Here is an 18,276-nt window from a genome sequence, read left to right on the forward strand (position 1 = left end):
TTATTTCTCGCCAATCTCTTCTTTAATCCAGTCGTATCCCCGCGCCTCGATCTCTTTTGCCAGTTCGGGCCCGGCTGTTTTCACAATCCGCCCTTTGTAAAGCACGTGGATGACGTCGGGTTGGAGGATGTCGAGCAGGCGATCGTAGTGCGTAATCACAATCGTACTCTTGTCGGGACGTTTGAGTTTGTTCACGCCCTCGGCCACAATGCGCAGGGCGTCTACATCGAGTCCCGAGTCGGTTTCGTCGAGAATGGAGAGCTGCGGTTCGAGCATCGCCATCTGGAAAATTTCGTTTCGCTTCTTCTCTCCGCCGCTGAATCCCTCGTTGACGGAGCGTTGCGAGAGTTTGGCATCGAGTTCGACGATTTGCCGTTTCTCCTTCATCAGTTTGATAAAGTCGGCCGCCGACATCGGTTCCAGTCCCTGATACTTGCGTTTTTCGTTGATGGCGGCGCGCATAAAGTTGGTCATCGACACGCCGGGAATCTCCACCGGATATTGAAAAGAGAGGAAGATGCCCTCGTTGGCTCTGTCTTCGGGAGCCATCTCAAGCAGGTTTTTGCCATTGAAAACGGCTGTTCCTGCGGTGACCTCGAAGAGCGGATTGCCTACGAGAACGGCCGAAAGCGTGCTCTTTCCCGAGCCGTTGGGGCCCATGATGGCATGCGTCTCACCATCCTTCACGGTGAGGTCGATGCCTTTTAATATTTCTTTTTCGCCGATGTTGGCGTGCAAATTTCTTACTTCTAACATATCTATCTGTATTAAAAAATCAATATCTCCGTGTCCTCTTCTAACATCCTGACTCCCAGCAGGTTGCAAAGCAGGTTGCCAAAGCTTAGCTTTTGATCTTTATTTTCTTAGCTTTTGCCCGTCGTTTTCTTAGCTTTTGAGGGCTGAAAGCTTAGCTTTTGTCCAACATAGGCAGAAAGGGTGAGGGGCAGTGGACCTGCCGGTGGGTGGGTTCTGTTTTGAAAATGGAGGTTGAGGTGGGTTCTTATTCTCTATCCCACGGTGCCTTCGAGCGAGACGCTGAGCAGCTTCTGCGCCTCGACGGCAAACTCCATGGGCAGCTTGTTGAGCACTTCCTTGGCATATCCGTTCACAATCAGGCCCACGGCTTGTTCTGTGGGGATGCCGCGTTGGTTGCAATAGAAGAGCTGTGCCTCGCTGATTTTGCTCGTTGTGGCCTCGTGTTCGATGATGGCTGTGTCGTTATGGATGTCCATATAGGGGAAAGTGTGCGCTCCACACTTGTCGCCCAGTAGCAAACTGTCGCAAGAACTGTAGTTGCGAGCGTTGTCGGCGTTGGCTGTTGCACGCACTAAGCCGCGGTAGGAGTTCTGACTGTGCCCCGCACTGATGCCCTTAGAGATGATGGTGCTCTTGGTGTTCTTGCCCATGTGTATCATCTTCGTGCCGGTGTCGGCTTGCTGGTAGTTGTTGGTTACGGCCACGGAATAGAACTCTGCTTGCGAGTAATCGCCGCGAAGAATGCAGGAAGGGTATTTCCAGGTGATGGCACTGCCGGTCTCAACCTGGGTCCACGAGAGCTTGGAATGGACTCCGCGCAGGTCGCCACGCTTGGTGACGAGGTTGAAAACGCCGCCCTTGCCCGTCTCATCGCCCGGATACCAGTTCTGAACGGTGGAATATTTCACCTCGGCATGGTCCTTCACGATGATTTCTACGATAGCGGCGTGCAGCTGATTCTCGTCTCTCATGGGCGCGGTGCAACCTTCCAGGTAGCTCACATAGGCTTCGTCTTCAGCTATGATGAGGGTTCTTTCAAACTGTCCGGTGTTTCTTGCGTTGATGCGGAAGTAGGAACTCAACTCCATCGGACAACGCACGCCCTTCGGAATGTAGACGAACGAACCGTCGGAGAAGACAGCACTGTTGAGTGCCGCAAAGAAATTGTCGCGATAAGGCACCACGCTGCCCAGATATTCTCTCACCAAGTCGGGATGCTCTTGCACGGCTTCGCCTATCGATGAGAAGATAACGCCTTTCTCGGCAAGCTTTTCTTTAAAGGTGGTTTTGACGGAGACGGAGTCCATAATGGCATCTACAGCCACGCCACCCAGAACCAAACGCTCTTCAAGAGGGATACCTAACTTGTCGAAAGTTTTCTCTAATTCGGGGTCGAGCTCTTTGTTGGCGGGCTTTTTGGCCATCGGGTCGGCATAATAAGAGATGTCTTGATAGTCGATGGCCGGCAGATCGACATGCGCCCAGGAGGGTTGCGTGAGCGTTTTCCAGTAATTGAAAGCCTGTAAACGGAAGTCTAACAGCCACTGCGGCTCGTTTTTCTTACTCGAAATCAGACGCACCACCTCTTCATTCAAACCCTTTTCTATAATATCGGTATGTACATCGGTGGTGAAACCGAACTCATATTTCTGCTCGGCCACACTCCGCACATACGCGTTTTTTTCGTTTTTTACTTCTTCCATACACGTGTTTGTATTTAGCAATGATAGGGACACCCCTCCGGATGTCCCTATATCTCTGTACAGCAAACATCATACCCCGCAACAAGGCGGTAACAAATGTTACTGAGAATTGAATGTTCTGCCACTCGCGAACTCGACAGATGCCGGTCTACAGCTTCTGTTCCACCTCGATAACGGTGAAGGTCTCGATGATGTCGCCTATCTGAATGTCGTTGAAGTTGACTAAGCTGATACCGCATTCGAAACCCGTGGGCACTTCTTTCACGTCGTCTTTGTATCGCTTCAGGGCGTTGATGTCGCCGGTGTGAACCACAATTCCGTCGCGAACAAGCCGGGCTTTGTCTGTCCGGTGCACCTTTCCTTCGGTGACAATTGCACCTGCCACGGTTCCGATTTTCGAGATTTTGAAGACTTCGCGCACTTCAACCTGTCCGGTAACAACCTCTTTCTTCACCTTGTCGAGCATGCCTTCCATAGCCAAATGTACGTCGTCGATGGCATCGTAGATCACCGAATAGGTGTTGATTTCCACGCCTTCCTGGTCGGCTAACTTACGAGCTGCTGCCGACGGACGAACCTGGAAGCCCACAATCAGGGCATCCGAAGCATCGGCCAGCGTGACATCGTTCTCCGAAATCTGACCCACCGCCTTGTGAATGACGTTGACCTTGATCTTCTCGGTAGAGAGTTTGAGGAACGAATCGCTAAGGGCTTCGATAGAACCGTCGGTATCTCCCTTGACGATAATGTTGAGTTCCTTGAACGAACCCAACGCAATGCGGTGCGAAATGTCGCTGAGCGTGAGTCGTTTCTGGGTTCTCAGGCCCTGTTCACGCTGCAATTGCAGACGTTTGTTGGCAATATCGCGCGCCTCTTGTTCGGTTTCGAGCACGTGGAAGGTGTCTCCGGCAGTGGGCGCACCATTCAATCCCAAGATGATAGCAGGCTCTGCAGGTCGTGCTGCTTCAATGCGTTGGTTACGTTCGTTGAACATCGCTTTGATACGACCCCAACTTGTGCCGGCAATCACATTGTCGCCGACATGCAAGGTGCCGTTGCTCACCAGTAGTGTAGAGACATATCCGCGCCCTTTGTCAAGCGAACTCTCGATGATACTTCCCGTTGCCCGGCGGTTGGGATTGGCTTTGAGATCCAACATCTCGGCTTCGAGCAACACTTTCTCCAACAGTTCGTTCACGCCCAGTCCCTTCTTGGCACTGATTTCCTGGCATTGGTACTTGCCACCCCACTCTTCTACGAGTAGATTCATTTGCGAAAGGTCTTCCCGTATCTTGTCGGGGTTCGCTCCGGGCTTATCAATCTTGTTGATAGCAAACACCATTGGCACGTTGGCCGCTTGGGCATGAGCGATGGCCTCTTTGGTTGTGGGCATCACACTGTCATCTGCTGCAATAATAATGATGGCAATATCGGTCACCTGAGCTCCTCGGGCACGCATGGCTGTAAAGGCTTCGTGACCCGGTGTATCGAGAAATGTGATCTTTCGGCCGTCTTCCAACTGCACGTTATAGGCTCCGATGTGCTGCGTAATGCCGCCCGCCTCTCCGGCAATGACGTTGGTATTGCGGATATAATCGAGCAAAGAGGTCTTTCCATGGTCAACATGTCCCATCACAGTAACGATAGGTGAGCGAGGAATGAGGTCGGCTTCGTCGTCTGCTTCTTCTGTAACGGCTTCCGAAACCTCTGCACTCACATACTCGGTCTTAAATCCAAACTCCTCGGCAACGAGGTTAATGGTCTCAGCATCTAAGCGTTGGTTGATGGAAACCATGATACCAACACTCATCAACGTGCCAATCACTTGGTTAACCGATACGTTCATCATCGTGGCAAGCTCGCTTACGGTAACGAACTCCGTGAGTTTGAGCGTCTTGCTCTCTGCTCTCTCCTCTGCGCGCTCTTCGTTGAGACGCTCCAAAGCGGCATCTCGTTTCTCCTTACGATACTTGGCGCCTTTCTTATTTTGGTTTTTGCTGGTGAGACGGGCCAGCGTTTCCTTTACCTGACGTGCCACATCTTCCTCGTTTACTTCGAGAGGCCGCTGGTTTCGGTTGTTTTTTTTGTTTTTCTTCGACGCATTACGGCCGCCATTGGCATTGTTTCCTCCGCCGGCATTGTTGTTTTTGTTACGGTTGTTGTTGGCACTTGGCTGATTGGCCGCAGCGTTAATGTCTACCCGTTCCTTATTGATACGCGCCCGTTTCTTGCGTTCGCCGCCCTGTTGGTTCTTGTCTTCGCGTTCCTTTCGTTTTTCTTCTTTCGTCTTTTTCTTAGGACGTGTATTCTGATTGAGAGCAGAGAGATCTATCTTGCCCAGCACATTCACCTTCGGAGCTGCCTTTTGCTCGCTCTTCAGGGTGAAGATTTCAGGACCGGAAGTTGTCGGTGCCGATTCTTTCGTTGGTTCTGCAGTCGCTGTTGGAGGCTCTTCTGTCGCAGGAGTCTCTGTCTTGACAGACTCTTCGGGGATTTTTGACTCTACCGTTTCAAGCTTTTCTACGACAGTTTCTTCTGTCTTTGCAACCGTTTGCTCCGCTTTTACCGGTTCAGTCTTTACTTCTTCGGCCTGCTTTTTCGTTTCCTGTTCTTGAGAAGGAGTCGTTTCGGCAACGGGAGACGTTGTTTTTGCCGTTTCAGAAGGGGTAACGCTCACGGCAGCAGGCGTTGTTTCTTCTTTCTTGAGAACTTCCTTTGCATCAGACTTCTTCGCCGACGGTTTACCGTTGAGGCTGTCCAAGTCGATTTTTCCCAAAGGTTTGTATTGCTGTTTATTTTCGTTCAGCACGCTCTCGGCCCTGTGATCGGTCGTTTCTGGGGTACGTTTTTTCTCCTTGGGTTTCTTTTGGAAGAGCTTTTCGGCTTGTGTGCGCACTTCCTTATCCTGCTGAAAGGCTTTTGCCAAGGCAGCATATTGTTCGTCGCTCAGTTTGAAGCTGGGTTCTGCTTTGACTTCTCCCAGTTCGCTCTTCTTCTCAAGGAACTCCACTGCCGTTTGGAGTCCGATGTTCAACTCGCGTATGGCTTTATTTAATCTGATGCTCATTCTGTGTGATTGTTTTTGAATTGATGGGTTGACGGCTTCTTTTTTGCGGGCTGTAGGGTAAGCTATTTTCTATTCGAACTCAGCCTTCAGAACTCTCAGAAGGTTGTCAACGGTTTCTTCTTCCAAGTCGGCCTTCTCTACGAGCATCTCTCGCGGAGCGTTGATCACAGCCTTTGCCGTATCGAGCCCGATGCTCTTGATGGCGTCGATCACCCATTGGTCGATTTCATCGGAGAACTCATCGAGGTAGATATCTTCGTCGGCTTCGTCCTCGCCCACTTCTCTGAACACATCGATGGTATATTCTGTCAGCATGGAAGCCAACTTAATGTTGAGTCCGCCCCGACCGATGGCCAGTGAAACTTCCTCAGGATGGAGGAATACCTCTGCTTTTTTGGTTTCCTCGTCGATGTTGATGCTGCTCACTTTGGCCGGACTCAGTGCGCGTTGGATAAAGAGTTTGATATTGGCCGTATAGTTGATGACATCGATATTTTCGTTGCACAGTTCGCGAACGATGCCGTGTACACGGCTACCCCGAACACCAACGCAGGCTCCTACGGGGTCGATTCGGTCGTCATAGCTCTCTACAGCAATCTTGGCACGTTCTCCCGGCATGCGTGCTATCTTCTTAATGGAAATCAGACCGTCGTTGATCTCGGGCACTTCTGCCTCTAAGAGTCTTTCGAGGAACATGGGACTGGTGCGGCTGAGAATGATTTTCGGGTTATTGTTCTCATTATCCACACGCAGGATGACAGCGCGCACGGTTTCGCCTTTGCGATATTGATCGGCAGGAATCTGTTCTGTCTTGGGCAGAATGAGCTCGTTGTTCTCGTCGTCGATGATCAACGCTTCGCGTTTCCACACCTGATACACCTCGCCGGAGATGACTTGGCCCACGCGGTCTTTATACTTATTATATAAGGAGTCGTGTTCCAGCTCCAGTACTTTAGAGGCCAGCGTCTGACGCAGGGTGAGGATGGCGCGACGACCGAACTTGGCGAAGTCTACCCGTTCGGAAACGTCTTCGTCTACTTCGTAATCGGGTTCTATCTTCCGGGCATCCGACAGCGAGATTTGTTTGTTTTCGTCTTCCACTTCGCCGTCTGCCACCACCACACGATTGCGATAGATTTCGAAGTCGCCCTTATCCGGGTTGACAATCACATCGAAATTTTCGTCACTACCGAAGATTTTGGCCAGCACATTGCGGAAACTCTCCTCCAATACGCTCACCAACGTCGTGCGGTCGATGTTTTTCGTGTCTTTGAACTCTTTGAACGTGTCGACCATGCTCAAGATATTCTCATCCTTTTTTCTTGCTACCATAGCGTTTTGTCTTATTGTTTAGCGAACCGGGAGGCCTGGCGGAGCGAACCGATGAAGGTTCTTCTCCATCTCTTGTCGGCTTTTCGGTTCTTCATTTTTGTGTCTGATTGTTGTTAGCCCGGCCCTGTAGGTCGAGCCTATGGCCGTTGGGCGAGGGATTAAAACTGAATTAAGTATTTGGCATACTTCACGTCGTTCATCCCGAAAGTGTGCTCTACCTCCTGTATCACGGGGCGTTTCTTGCCTTCGATCTTCACTTTTTCGGGGATGGCCACGGTGAATTGGTCGCCATCGACGGCCTTCAGCAGTCCCCGATGTTTCTTTCCTCCTTTGTCGAGAACCTCTATTTCTTTCCCGATGAAGTTGACATACTGTTGCGGAACCTTAAAAGGCTGTCCCAAACCGGCTGAACCTACCTCGAGTTCATAGTCTTCTTCGTCTCTGTTGAGACGTTCTTCGATATAACGACTCAGCTCTACGCAGTCTTCAATCCATACGCCATCGGCATGGTCTATCTCGACGACGATGCGTGCATCTGCGCCCACTTCGACGTCTACAAGGAAGTATTCCTTGTTGGCGAGCCATTCTTCTACGATTCCTTTAACGACGTTTTTATCTATCATATATAATGAATTATAATGAAAATGAGGAACTCTCGCCGGAGTTCCTCATTCCACTGAACGCTGCAAAGGTACGAACATTTCTGTATATTCACAAAATATTTGGACTTTTTTCTTCTTTTCTCATTTCTCGAAAACTCAGTTTCTGTTGGGCGAAGGAGGGGGAGTAGGAGGTCGTAAGGAGGGGAGTAGGAAGGAGAGAAGAAGTAGGGAGTACGCCAGCTCAGGATGATCAACAACCGTCTATGTGGATGCGTTCTACTTGTATAAGGAGAAATAATAGGTGGATTCGTGCTCACTAACAACCTCATGGGGGCTGTTTGCGCAAAAGAATTTGAGAAGAATCTTAGGTATCGGTAAGTGTTTGATTTTCATGAAGTTATAAAGCGGATTTCAAAAGCTAAGAAAACGAGATGCAAAAGCTAAGAAAACGCATGACGAAAGCTAAGAGAATGCACGTCAAAAGCTAAGAGAATAAGGAGTAAGGAGAGAAGTAGTAAGTAGTAAGGAGGAAAGTAATAAGGAGTAATTAGAGAAGGAGTCAGGAGTAAAGAGAGAGGTGATCGGTAGTAAGGGAAGAACGAGGAAGGTGTAAAGAGGGGAGGAGGAAGTGGAAAAGAGAGAAGGAGTAAGGGAAAAACTTCTTAACTTTGTGGTCGCAACGGTCTGTATTCATTTTCTATGATAATGATTTTTCATCCCCTCAACACTGATATTCCGAAGCCTTCGAGGCTGAACAATCCTTTCTTCTACGAGCCTCACCCGCTTTGTTTGCTGGCGACCGAGGAGGTGAAGGCTGCTGTGTCGGCGCGCAAAGAGTGGCAGGCAGAGGTAAAACAGGGAAAGATGTTCGGGGTGTTGGTGGTGGAACGGTTGTCCGGGCAGGGGTCGTCGTTGGGCTATCTCGCGGCCTACTCGGGGCAGATTCTTGGCCGGAGCAACTGGGAAGGTTTTGTTCCGGCCGTGTTTGACTATCTTCTGCCTGGTGGATACTTCAAAACACACGAGCAGAAAATTTCTCTTCTCAACGCTGAAGTGGAGCGATTGGAGACCGACGAGGAACGACAACAACTGAAAAATAGGCTCGACGAACAGGAAAAACGGGCTGTGTGCCAGATAGAGGCTTACAAAGAGGAGATGAAAAGGGCGAAAGCACGGCGCGATGCCTTGCGAAAGGCGGGGGCAGACGCCCTGCAACAGGAGGCGATGCAGGCTGAAAGCCAGTGGATGAAGGCCGAGCTGCACCGCATGAAGAAGCGATTTCGGGCTGAGCGAGACGTTCTTTTGCAAGGCGTTGAACGCTTCGACAGGGCGTTGGCAAGGCTGAAAGAGGAACGAAAAAGACAATCGGACGAGCTGCAACGGTGGTTGTTCGCTCGCTTCGAGATGCGAAACGGACGGGGCGAAAGGTGTTCGCTGCTCGATATTTTTGCCCGTGAGACGGGCCAACTGCCACCTGCCGGAACGGGCGAATGCTGCGCGCCGAAACTGTTGCAGTATGCTTTCGCGCACCATCTCCGGCCGGTGTGCATGGCAGAGTTCTGGATGGGACAGACGGTCATGGGCGAAGTGCGACGCGAAGGTTGTTTCTATCCTGCCTGTCAGGGCAAATGCGGGCCTACGCTTCGCTTTATGTTGCAGGGCATCGAGGTAGATCCGGCCACGCCGGAGGGTCACGTCGGCGGCCAACTGAAGGTGGTTTACGAGGACAAGAACCTGACCGTGGTATGCAAACCCGCCGGGATGCTGAGCGTTCCGGGCAAGAGTGGCGCGGCGTCGGTCTACAGTCTGATGCGCGCCCGCTATCCCGATGCGGCCTCGCCGCTCGTTGTTCACCGATTGGATATGGACACTTCGGGGTTGATGCTCATAGCCAAAACCAAGGAAAAGCATAAGAACTTGCAGTCGGCCTTTAAAAATCGTGCGGTGAAAAAGAGGTATGTGGCATTGCTGGAGGGCCTTCTGCCGGCAGAAAAACAAGGTGGACGCATCTCGCTTCCGCTCTCTCCCGACTATTTAGACCGTCCTCGGCAGCGCGTCGACCGAGAAAAGGGGAAGTCGGCTGTGACGGATTACGAAGTGTTAGGGCAGGTGTCGGGGCATAGCCTTGTGGCCCTCTACCCGCAAACCGGGCGCACCCATCAGTTGCGCGTTCATTGTGCGCATGCCGAGGGCTTGAACATGCCCATCCTCGGCGATGCGCTTTACGGGCGAAAAGCAGACCGACTGTATCTTCATGCCGAAGCCATCGAGATACCGTCGGAAGGTATTTCTTTTAGAATAGAAGCAGATTTTTAAAGGATGAAGGAAGCGTTCTCCCTTCATCCGGCACAAAACAGCATCACCATCATCTGTACGATGATGACGCGAAGGAACATGCCCAGCGGGTAGACCGTGGCATAAGTCACGGAAGAAGAGTCGCCCTCGAGGGTCTCGTTGGCGTAAGTGAGGGCCATAGGGTTGGCCATCGCGCCGCAAAGAATGCCACAGATCGAACCGAAATCGAGCCGTTTGGTGCGCAATGCCACATAACCCACGAGGAGAACGGGCACGATGGTGAGGACGAAACCCAGTGCCACCCAAAGCAAACCCTCGGGACGAATTACCGTTTCAAAGAAGTCTTTGCCGGCATCTAAGCCCAAACAAGCCAGGTAAAGGGATAATCCCAACTGCCGCAACATCAGCGAGGCACTGCGGGTGGTATAGGAAATGAGTCGGAAACGCGGACCAATCGACCCCACAAGAATCCCCATCACGATGGGCCCACCGGCCAAACCCATACGCACTGGGGCAGACATGCCCGGCAGTTGGATGGGAATGGTGCCGATGGCCAGTCCGAGAAGCATGCCCAGGAAGAGCGCACCGAGATTGGGTTCGTTCAGTGTGCGAACAGCGTTTCCCAAATACTGTTCTACATTTTCCAGAGCTTCGTGCTTGCCGACCACCGTCATCCGGTCGCCGTATTGCAGGCGGAGGTCGTTGGTGCCCAACAGTTTTGTGTCGCCACGCGTCACCCTACTCACGTTCACGCCATAGGTGTTGCGCAGTTGTAGACTGCCAAGCTTCTTGCCGTTGAGCATTGGGCGGGTGATCACGACCACTTTCGACTCTACCTTCGAGTCGATATGGTTCCAGTCGATGTGAGCTTTGTTCCAGTCGGTGTCCACCTTTCGGCCCAAAAGCAGCTCCATCCCGGCCACCTCATCATCGGTTGTCACCACCAGAACGTTGTCTCCCACCTGCAATTGGGTGGATGAAAGCGGTACAATCACCTGGCTCCCGCGCCATATTCTTGAGATGATGAACCGGATATGGGCCATCTGCGAAATCTCGGCAATGGTCTTTCCGCCTATCGCTTGGTTCACTACCTCGTATTGTGCCACGAAAGTATGGTCTTCATCTCCGGGCGAACGGGGCACGAGGTCGGCCGGTTTGACAAAGAATTTTCTCAGAAGAATCATCGCAAAGATCACTCCCACCACGCCTAAAGGGTAGGCTACGGCACAGCCTAAGGCCGCACTTCGGGTGGAAAGACCGAAGTTTTCCAAGGCTTGTTGCGCTGCTCCCAGTGCCGGGGTGTTGGTAACTGCCCCGCAAAGAATGCCTACCATCGCTTGTATCGGCGTGTCGGTGAGCTGCGAAAGCAAAAGAGCCAGCAATGTTCCCACAAGAATCACGGCTAAAGCCCATAGATTGAGCGAGATGCCCTCTTGTCGAAACGACCCGAAGAAGTTGGGCCCTACGTGCAATCCCAGGGTGTAGACGAAGAGAACCAATCCGAAAGTTTCGGCATAATCCAACACCTTAGGGTCGATATCCAGTCCCCAGTGCCCGGCAATGATACCGATAAAAAAAACAAAAGCCACGCCAAGAGAGATGCCTCTGACGTGAATCTTTCCCAATATCAATCCCACAAAACATATCAACGATAACACTACCACCGTCTGAAAAGCCGAGTGAACGGTGAAAAGGGCGTTTATCCATTCCATTTCTTTTTGCCATTTGATAATCGGCACAAAGGTACGAAGAAAAGAGAGGAAAGCCGTTTTTCTCTCTCTTCTAAGTGATAAGAGACGAAAGAGAGGGCCGTCAGGAAGGCTATTCTCCCGTTTGCTGAAGGATCGACTTGCTAAAAAACCAAAAAATAGCCCTATATAATAATGTATAAGCGAAAGATTTACTTATTTTTGCGCCGCAAATAAAAGTACGATAGGCGTATGCAAGAAAATTTAGTGATCGTAGAGAGCCCCGCAAAGGCAAAGACAATAGAGAAGTTTTTGGGTAAAGATTTCAAGGTGATGTCCAGCTATGGCCACATCCGCGACCTGAAAAAGAAAGAACTGAGCATCGATATTGATACGCTTCAGCCCGATTATGAGATTCCCGATGAGAAGAAAAAACTGGTGAGCGAACTGAAAAAGGCGGCCAAAGAAACGGGTAATGTGTGGCTCGCATCCGATGAAGACCGCGAGGGAGAAGCTATTTCGTGGCACCTTTGCGAGGTTCTCGGACTGGATGAGGCTAAAACCCGCCGCATCGTTTTTCATGAAATCACGAAGCCGGCCATCCTAAAAGCTATCGAAACACCTCGACATCTTGACATGAATCTGGTGAATGCGCAGCAGGCTCGGCGAGTGCTCGACCGACTGGTGGGCTTTAAACTCTCGCCCGTTTTGTGGAGAAAGGTGAAGCCGGCCTTGTCTGCCGGTCGCGTACAAAGCGTTGCCGTGCGGCTCATCGTTGAGCGAGAGCGCGAGATTCATGCCTTTCACACCGAGCCATATTACCGCATCAACGCCATCTTTGCAGCGATAGGGCCCGACGGTTCGGCTACAGAAGTAGACGCAGAGCTGGATACTCGCTTCAAAACACACGATGAAGCACTGGCCTTTCTCGAAAAATGCAAGAACGGAAAGTTCACCGTTTCGACCATCGCTAAGAAGCCACTGAAACGCACTCCCGCACCTCCTTTCACCACATCGACGTTGCAACAGGAGGCAGCTCGCAAGCTGGGGTTCACCGTTTCGCAAACAATGATGGTGGCACAACGGCTCTATGAGAGCGGACGAATCACCTATATGCGTACCGATAGCGTCAATCTGTCGGGCCTTTGCATCAATGCCGCGAAAGAAGAGGTAACACAACTGTGGGGGGAAGCTTACAGTAGGCCGCGTAACTATCATACGAATGCCAAAGGAGCGCAGGAAGCTCATGAGGCGATTCGGCCCACTTACATGAACCAACAGCAAATTGATGGCACGCAACAGGAGAAACGTCTCTATGAATTGATTTGGAAACGAACGGTCGCTTCACAAATGGCTGACGCGCAAATAGAGAAAACCACGGTGACCATTGATATGACCGGAGCCGACGAAAAATTTGTGGCAACGGGCGAAGTGGTGGTCTTCGATGGTTTTCTAAAGGTGTATCGCGAGTCTACCGACGAAGAAAACAGCAGCTCAACACCCTCGCCTACGCTGCCTGTTATGCAGCAAGGAGACACGCTCGAACGGCGTGAAGTCACCTCGACAGAACGATTCAGTCAAGGCCCGGCTCGTTATACGGAAGCCAGTTTGGTGCATAAGCTCGAAGAATTGGGCATCGGACGCCCCTCCACCTACGCTCCGACCATCAGCACAATCCAACAAAGAGAATACGTACAGAAGGGTGATCGCAAGGGCGAAGAACGACTTTACACCGTCGATACGCTCAAAGGCATCAAGATAACTGCCAAAAACCGACGTGAAATGGTGGGTAGCGAGAAAGGCAAACTGCTACCTACCGACATCGGAATGGTAGTGAACGACTTTCTGATGGATAACTTTCCTACCATCATGGACTATCATTTCACAGCTCATGTAGAGGAAGAGTTTGACCGCATTGCCGAGGGAAAAGAGCAGTGGACACAGATGATGAAAGAGTTTTATACCTCGTTCGAGCCTACGGTAGAAGACGTGATGAATGCCCGTTCGGAGCATAAGGCCGGCGAAAGACAGCTCGGCGTCGACCCGAAAACAAACAAACCCGTCTTCGTAAAGATAGGTCGCTTCGGTCCGGTGGTGCAGATTGGCACGGCAGACGATAACGATAAGCCTCGCTTTTCGCAGATTCCCACCGGCATGAGCATCGAGACTATCACCTTAGAAGAGGCCTTAGAACTGTTCAAACTGCCGCGCACGGTGGGCGAATTCGAAGGAAAGCCAGTCGTAATCGGTGCCGGACGCTTCGGGCCTTACATCCTTCACAATAAAAAATACACCTCTTTGCCCAAGACAGAAGATCCTATGACAGTGACATTGGAGACCTCTGTTGCACTGATCGAACTGAAACGAATACAGGAAAAGCAAAAACATCTCAAGACATTTGCCGAAGATGGCAAGCTGGAAGTGCTCAATGGACGTTACGGACCTTATCTTGTGTACGACGGAAAGAACTTTCGCCTCCCCAAAAACCTGCACGACAAGGCTTCCGAACTCACCTATGAGCAGTGCATGGAAATAGTGAATGCAGCCCCGGCAAAGAGCAAAAAGTAGATGGCTGAGCGGATTATCCTCGTAGGTTACATGGGTTCGGGCAAGACAACGGTGGGAAAAGCCCTGGCTTCCGAACTGAAAATGCGTTTCTACGACCTGGATTGGTATATCGAAAGCCGAATGCATCGAACCGTAGCTCAGCTCTTTCGAGAGCGAGGAGAAGAGGGGTTTCGAACCATCGAGCACAATATGCTACACGAAGTGGCCGAGTTTGAAGACGTACTCATCAGTTGTGGTGGCGGGACCCCTTGCTTTTTCGACAATATGGACTATCTCAACGCTCAAGGCAAGACGCTTTATCTGAAAGCAGAACCCGAAGTTTTGTACAATCATCTCAAGATGGGCAGAATCGTAAGGCCGCTTCTGCTCGACAAAACGCAAGAAGAAATGCTCTCCTTTATCAAAGAACAGTTGTTGAATCGTGAGCCTTTCTATCTCAAAGCCCAATATTTACTCGACGTCAGTTTGATGGATAACTACGAGAAAATCAAGATTTCAGTAGCCAAAGCCCGCCAACTGCTCGGCGTATAAGCCCGTTGTAGCTGGGCAACAATGGTTGGAGGAACCTCCTTCGCCCACCCAAAAACGGGGAATAACGATCAAAAAAAACAGCAATCACCAATAAAAGAAGTATAAAACACCCACAGAAGAAGAAATGAAGAAATGGACTATTGACGACTCGAAGGAACTGTATAACATCAATGGATGGGGAACTTCGTTTTTCGGAATCAACGAACGGGGCGACGTTTACGTTTCACCATGCAAGGATAACGTAGAAATCGATCTGCGCGATGTGATGGACGAGCTGGCACTTCGCGACGTAACGCCGCCGGTACTTCTGCGTTTCCCCGATATTCTCGACAGTCGTATCGAGAAAACAGCCAGTTGTTTCCGCCAGGCAGCGAAAGAATATGATTACAAAGGCGAGAACTTCGTCATCTATCCCATCAAGGTGAACCAGATGCAGCCCGTTGTCGAAGAGATCATTTCTCACGGTCGGAAATTCAATTTAGGATTAGAGGCCGGGTCGAAGCCCGAACTTCACGCCGTCATTGCCGTGCAATGCCAAAGCGATTCGCTCATTATCTGCAATGGATACAAAGACCAAAGTTACATCGAACTGGCTCTTTTGGCACAAAAAATGGGCAAACGCATCTTCATCGTGGTAGAGAAACTCAACGAACTCGACCTCATTGCGCGTGCCGCCAAAAAACTGAACGTGCGTCCCAACCTCGGCATTCGCATCAAATTAGCTTCTTCCGGGTCGGGCAAATGGGAAGAAAGCGGTGGCGATGCCAGCAAATTCGGGCTCACCAGCAGCGAACTTTTGCAGGCCCTGGAGTTGCTCGATCAGAAAGGATTGCACGACAGTCTCAAGCTCATCCACTTCCACATCGGGTCGCAAATCACGAAGATACGCCGCATCCAGACAGCCCTTCGCGAGGCCTCCCAGTTCTATGTGCAGCTTCATAAGATGGGGTACGACGTCGATTTTGTAGACTGTGGTGGCGGATTGGGTGTGGATTACGACGGTACACGCTCGCCCAGCAGCGAGAGTTCGGTCAACTATTCCATTCAAGAATACGTCAACGACTGTATTTATACCTTTGTCGACGCAGCCAATAAGAACGGCATCGGCCATCCGAATATCATCACCGAGAGTGGCCGATCGCTCACCGCACACCACAGCATCTTGGTTATCGACGTCTTAGAGACCGCTACCCTGCCCGAAATGAAGGAAGAATTCGAACCCTCCGACAACGAACACCAACTCGTCAAAGACCTTTACGACATTTGGGATAACATCAATTCGCGTTCGATGCTCGAAGATTGGCACGATGCCGAGCAGATTCGGGAAGAAGCACTCGACCTTTTCGCACACGGACTGGTAGACCTTCGCACGCGAGCAGAGATAGAAAGCATGTACTGGAGCGTGTGTCGGGAAATCAACACCTTATCGAAAGGCCTCAAACACGTGCCCGAAGAGCTTCGTAACATGGACAAACTCCTGGCCGACAAGTATTTTTGCAACTTCTCTCTCTTCCAATCTCTGCCCGATAGTTGGGCCATCGATCAGCTCTTTCCTATCGTTCCCATCCAGCGACTCGATGAACGTCCCACCCGCAATGCCACCCTTCAAGACATCACCTGCGACAGTGACGGCAAGATTGCCAACTTCGTCACCAATCGACACATCTCTCATGTGCTGCCCGTTCATACTTTGAAGAAAACCGAACCCTACTATCTCGGTGTCTTTCTCGTAGGAGCTTATCAAGAGATTCTTGGCGATATGCACAACCTTTTCGGAGATACCAACGCCGTACACGTATCGGTGAAAGACGGACAATACCACATCGACCAGATCTTCGACGGCGAAACCGTGGAAGAAGTTTTGGCCTACGTGCAGTATAACCCCAAAAAACTGGTGCGACAACTCGAGATATGGGTCACCAAGAGCGTAAAGCAAGGAAAGATTTCGCTCGAAGAAGGCAAAGAATTTCTCTCCAACTATCGCTCGGGACTTTACGGTTACACCTATTTAGAATAAGACGACAGTCCTCCTCCAGTCCCTTTCCCACTGATCGGGAAAGGGACAATTACTCCCGTTTAATGGTTAAAAAATATTTATGCATGTAACCATTTACCCCTCCAATCGTCACTTATAACAGAGATAGAGATGAATCATATCAGCTTTCGCAACGACGTTTTGCCCCTCAAGGACAAGCTCTACAGGCTCGCCCTCCGCATAACGCTCAATGCAAACGATGCCGAAGACATCGTGCAAGACACGCTGATAAAGGTCTGGAACAAGCGAGACAAATGGCAAGAGATCGACTCCATCGAGGCTTTCAGCCTCACCGTATGTCGCAACCTCTCGCTCGACAGCTTGAAAAAGCACAGTCGCAGCAGCCATTCGCTGGAAGACGGCTATGCTGAAAGCCCCGACCCATCATCCAATCCCTACGAGGAGATGTGGAAAAACGATAGGCTCCGCTTCATCAAAAACCTCGTCAACGCCTTGCCCGAGAAGCAAAAAAGCTGCATGCAGCTGAGGGATTTCGAGGGGAAAACCTACAAAGAGATTGCCCACATCCTACAAATCACCGAAGAGCAGGTGAAAGTCAACATCTTCAGAGCAAGGCAAACCATTAAACAAAAGTTTAAACAATTCGACAATGATGGATTATAAATACATCGAACAACTCTTGGAACGCTATTGGAACGGCGAGACTTCTCTCGAAGAAGAAGGCATCCTGCGCGCGTTTTTCGCACAGAAAGACGTGCCGGAAGTTCTGCGTCCCTATCAGTCTCTCTTTGTTTACCAAAGACAAGAGACGAGCCAGAAGATGTTGGGCATCGACTTCGACCGCCGCCTTCTCTCCATGATTGAAGAAGAAGAGCCCGCCACAGCAACAACCAAACGCGTCACACTGACACAGCGGTTCATGCCTTTGTTCAGGGCTGCAGCCGTTGTAGCCATCTTCCTCACCCTGGGAAATGCCGCACAAGAGTCGTTCGAGACTCCGCAAAATCCCCCCGTCGGTCAGGCAGGATACAACAAAGTGGAAAAAGGAGCCTCCGTGGCCATGGGCGATTCGGCCGTTGCCGACACGCTGCAAAAAGCCGTCTTTCAGGCGGTTCCCGGCAGCATCATCAAATGAAATTTTTCTATGCTTTCTCTATAAAATGTTTAGTAAAACGACATGAGGCTGTGAAGTCTCTCATTCTCTCAAATTTTTCATAACATATAATGTTAGGCAAAAGGCCGCAGTTCTTTAGAACTTGCGGCCTTTCGTTTGGATAGCGAGGCAGATCTCTTATGCGAGTGTGAGATTATTGGGAACGTTTTTTATGCCAGCAGATCAACCCCTACAGAGACATTTGTCATCGCAACTTGTCTACTACTTCCCTCCCTACAACTTACTCGTTCTTCCCTTATTACCGATCACCTCTCTCCTTACTCCTGACTCCTTCTCTAATTACTCCTTACTACTTTCCTCCTTACTACTTATTCCTTCTCTCCTTACTACTTATTCTCTTAGCTTTTGACGTGCATTTTCTTAGCTTTCGTCATGCGTTTTCTTAGCTTTTGCATCTCGTTTTCTTAGCTTTTGAAATCCGTTTTGTAACTTTATGAAAATCAGATACTTACCGATGCCTAAGATTCTTTTCAAATTCTTTTGTGCAAACAACCGCATGAGGATTGGTCTGTGTAAGTGTAATTAAGAAAAGCCTCAAGCAGACGGGGAAATAGACCCACCCTT

General features: G+C 50.5%; 12 protein-coding genes. 6 read left to right on the top strand and 6 right to left on the bottom strand.

What is annotated here, in order from left to right; translation table 11 throughout:
- From sufC to rimP, 5 genes are all read right to left on the bottom strand, one after another.
- Positions 1–756, bottom strand: a complete 756-nt coding sequence (gene sufC / locus J5A66_RS00750) for a Fe-S cluster assembly ATPase SufC (RefSeq protein WP_211790595.1) — start codon at positions 754–756, stop codon at positions 1–3.
- Between the two features lie 251 nt (positions 757–1,007).
- Entirely contained in the window at positions 1,008–2,459 is a 1,452-nt protein-coding gene (gene sufB, locus J5A66_RS00755; protein WP_211790596.1) for a Fe-S cluster assembly protein SufB, read from the bottom strand.
- 148 nt (positions 2,460–2,607) lie between these two features.
- Entirely contained in the window at positions 2,608–5,526 is a 2,919-nt protein-coding gene (infB, locus tag J5A66_RS00760; protein WP_211790597.1) for a translation initiation factor IF-2, read from the bottom strand.
- 69 nt (positions 5,527–5,595) lie between these two features.
- Entirely contained in the window at positions 5,596–6,858 is a 1,263-nt protein-coding gene (gene nusA, locus J5A66_RS00765) for a transcription termination factor NusA (protein ID WP_211790598.1), read from the bottom strand.
- 158 nt (positions 6,859–7,016) lie between these two features.
- A complete protein-coding gene (gene rimP / locus J5A66_RS00770; protein WP_211790599.1) occupies positions 7,017–7,481 on the bottom strand; it encodes a ribosome assembly cofactor RimP in 465 nt (154 codons plus the stop codon).
- Positions 7,482–8,165: 684 nt separating this feature from the next.
- Between rimP and J5A66_RS00775 the strand changes: the two genes are divergently transcribed.
- Positions 8,166–9,776 (top strand): pseudouridine synthase, encoded by a 1,611-nt coding sequence (locus tag J5A66_RS00775; protein ID WP_211790600.1) that lies wholly within the window; start codon positions 8,166–8,168, stop codon positions 9,774–9,776.
- Between the two features lie 23 nt (positions 9,777–9,799).
- Here the strand turns inward: J5A66_RS00775 and J5A66_RS00780 are convergent, their stop codons facing one another.
- On the bottom strand, positions 9,800–11,467 hold the full coding sequence (locus J5A66_RS00780; RefSeq protein WP_211790601.1) for a putative transporter: 1,668 nt from the start codon (positions 11,465–11,467) through the stop codon (positions 9,800–9,802).
- A 228-nt stretch (positions 11,468–11,695) separates the two neighbouring features.
- On the opposite strand from J5A66_RS00780, the gene topA reads away from it, so the two are divergent.
- From topA to J5A66_RS00805, 5 genes are all read left to right on the top strand, one after another.
- A complete protein-coding gene (gene topA, locus J5A66_RS00785; protein ID WP_211790602.1) occupies positions 11,696–14,011 on the top strand; it encodes a type I DNA topoisomerase in 2,316 nt (771 codons plus the stop codon).
- Entirely contained in the window at positions 14,012–14,542 is a 531-nt protein-coding gene (locus J5A66_RS00790; protein WP_211790603.1) for a shikimate kinase, read from the top strand. It begins immediately after the preceding gene.
- Between the two features lie 124 nt (positions 14,543–14,666).
- Positions 14,667–16,559: a biosynthetic arginine decarboxylase gene (gene speA, locus J5A66_RS00795; RefSeq protein ID WP_211790604.1), complete on the top strand. Its 1,893-nt coding sequence runs from the start codon at positions 14,667–14,669 to the stop codon at positions 16,557–16,559.
- Positions 16,560–16,688: 129 nt separating this feature from the next.
- Entirely contained in the window at positions 16,689–17,201 is a 513-nt protein-coding gene (locus tag J5A66_RS00800) for an RNA polymerase sigma factor (RefSeq protein ID WP_211790605.1), read from the top strand.
- Positions 17,191–17,673: a pyruvate ferredoxin oxidoreductase gene (locus J5A66_RS00805; RefSeq protein ID WP_211791381.1), complete on the top strand. Its 483-nt coding sequence runs from the start codon at positions 17,191–17,193 to the stop codon at positions 17,671–17,673. Before J5A66_RS00800 ends, J5A66_RS00805 begins: the two co-directional genes overlap by 11 nt.
- Positions 17,674–18,276 lie beyond the last annotated feature (603 nt).

Source organism: Prevotella sp. oral taxon 475 (genome assembly GCF_018127805.1).
Taxonomy (GTDB): domain Bacteria; phylum Bacteroidota; class Bacteroidia; order Bacteroidales; family Bacteroidaceae; genus Prevotella.

What these genes read in the sequence shown, in the direction of transcription:
- sufC (WP_211790595.1), bottom strand. Translation starts at nt 756, where the DNA reads ATGTTAGAAGTAAGAAATTTGCACGCCAACATCGGCGAAAAAGAAATA.
- sufB (WP_211790596.1), bottom strand. Translation starts at nt 2,459, where the DNA reads ATGGAAGAAGTAAAAAACGAAAAAAACGCGTATGTGCGGAGTGTGGCC.
- infB (WP_211790597.1), bottom strand. Translation starts at nt 5,526, where the DNA reads ATGAGCATCAGATTAAATAAAGCCATACGCGAGTTGAACATCGGACTC.
- nusA (WP_211790598.1), bottom strand. Translation starts at nt 6,858, where the DNA reads ATGGTAGCAAGAAAAAAGGATGAGAATATCTTGAGCATGGTCGACACG.
- rimP (WP_211790599.1), bottom strand. Translation starts at nt 7,481, where the DNA reads ATGATAGATAAAAACGTCGTTAAAGGAATCGTAGAAGAATGGCTCGCC.
- J5A66_RS00775 (WP_211790600.1), top strand. Translation starts at nt 8,166, where the DNA reads ATGATTTTTCATCCCCTCAACACTGATATTCCGAAGCCTTCGAGGCTG.
- J5A66_RS00780 (WP_211790601.1), bottom strand. Translation starts at nt 11,467, where the DNA reads ATGGAATGGATAAACGCCCTTTTCACCGTTCACTCGGCTTTTCAGACG.
- topA (WP_211790602.1), top strand. Translation starts at nt 11,696, where the DNA reads ATGCAAGAAAATTTAGTGATCGTAGAGAGCCCCGCAAAGGCAAAGACA.
- J5A66_RS00790 (WP_211790603.1), top strand. Translation starts at nt 14,012, where the DNA reads ATGGCTGAGCGGATTATCCTCGTAGGTTACATGGGTTCGGGCAAGACA.
- speA (WP_211790604.1), top strand. Translation starts at nt 14,667, where the DNA reads ATGAAGAAATGGACTATTGACGACTCGAAGGAACTGTATAACATCAAT.
- J5A66_RS00800 (WP_211790605.1), top strand. Translation starts at nt 16,689, where the DNA reads ATGAATCATATCAGCTTTCGCAACGACGTTTTGCCCCTCAAGGACAAG.
- J5A66_RS00805 (WP_211791381.1), top strand. Translation starts at nt 17,191, where the DNA reads ATGGATTATAAATACATCGAACAACTCTTGGAACGCTATTGGAACGGC.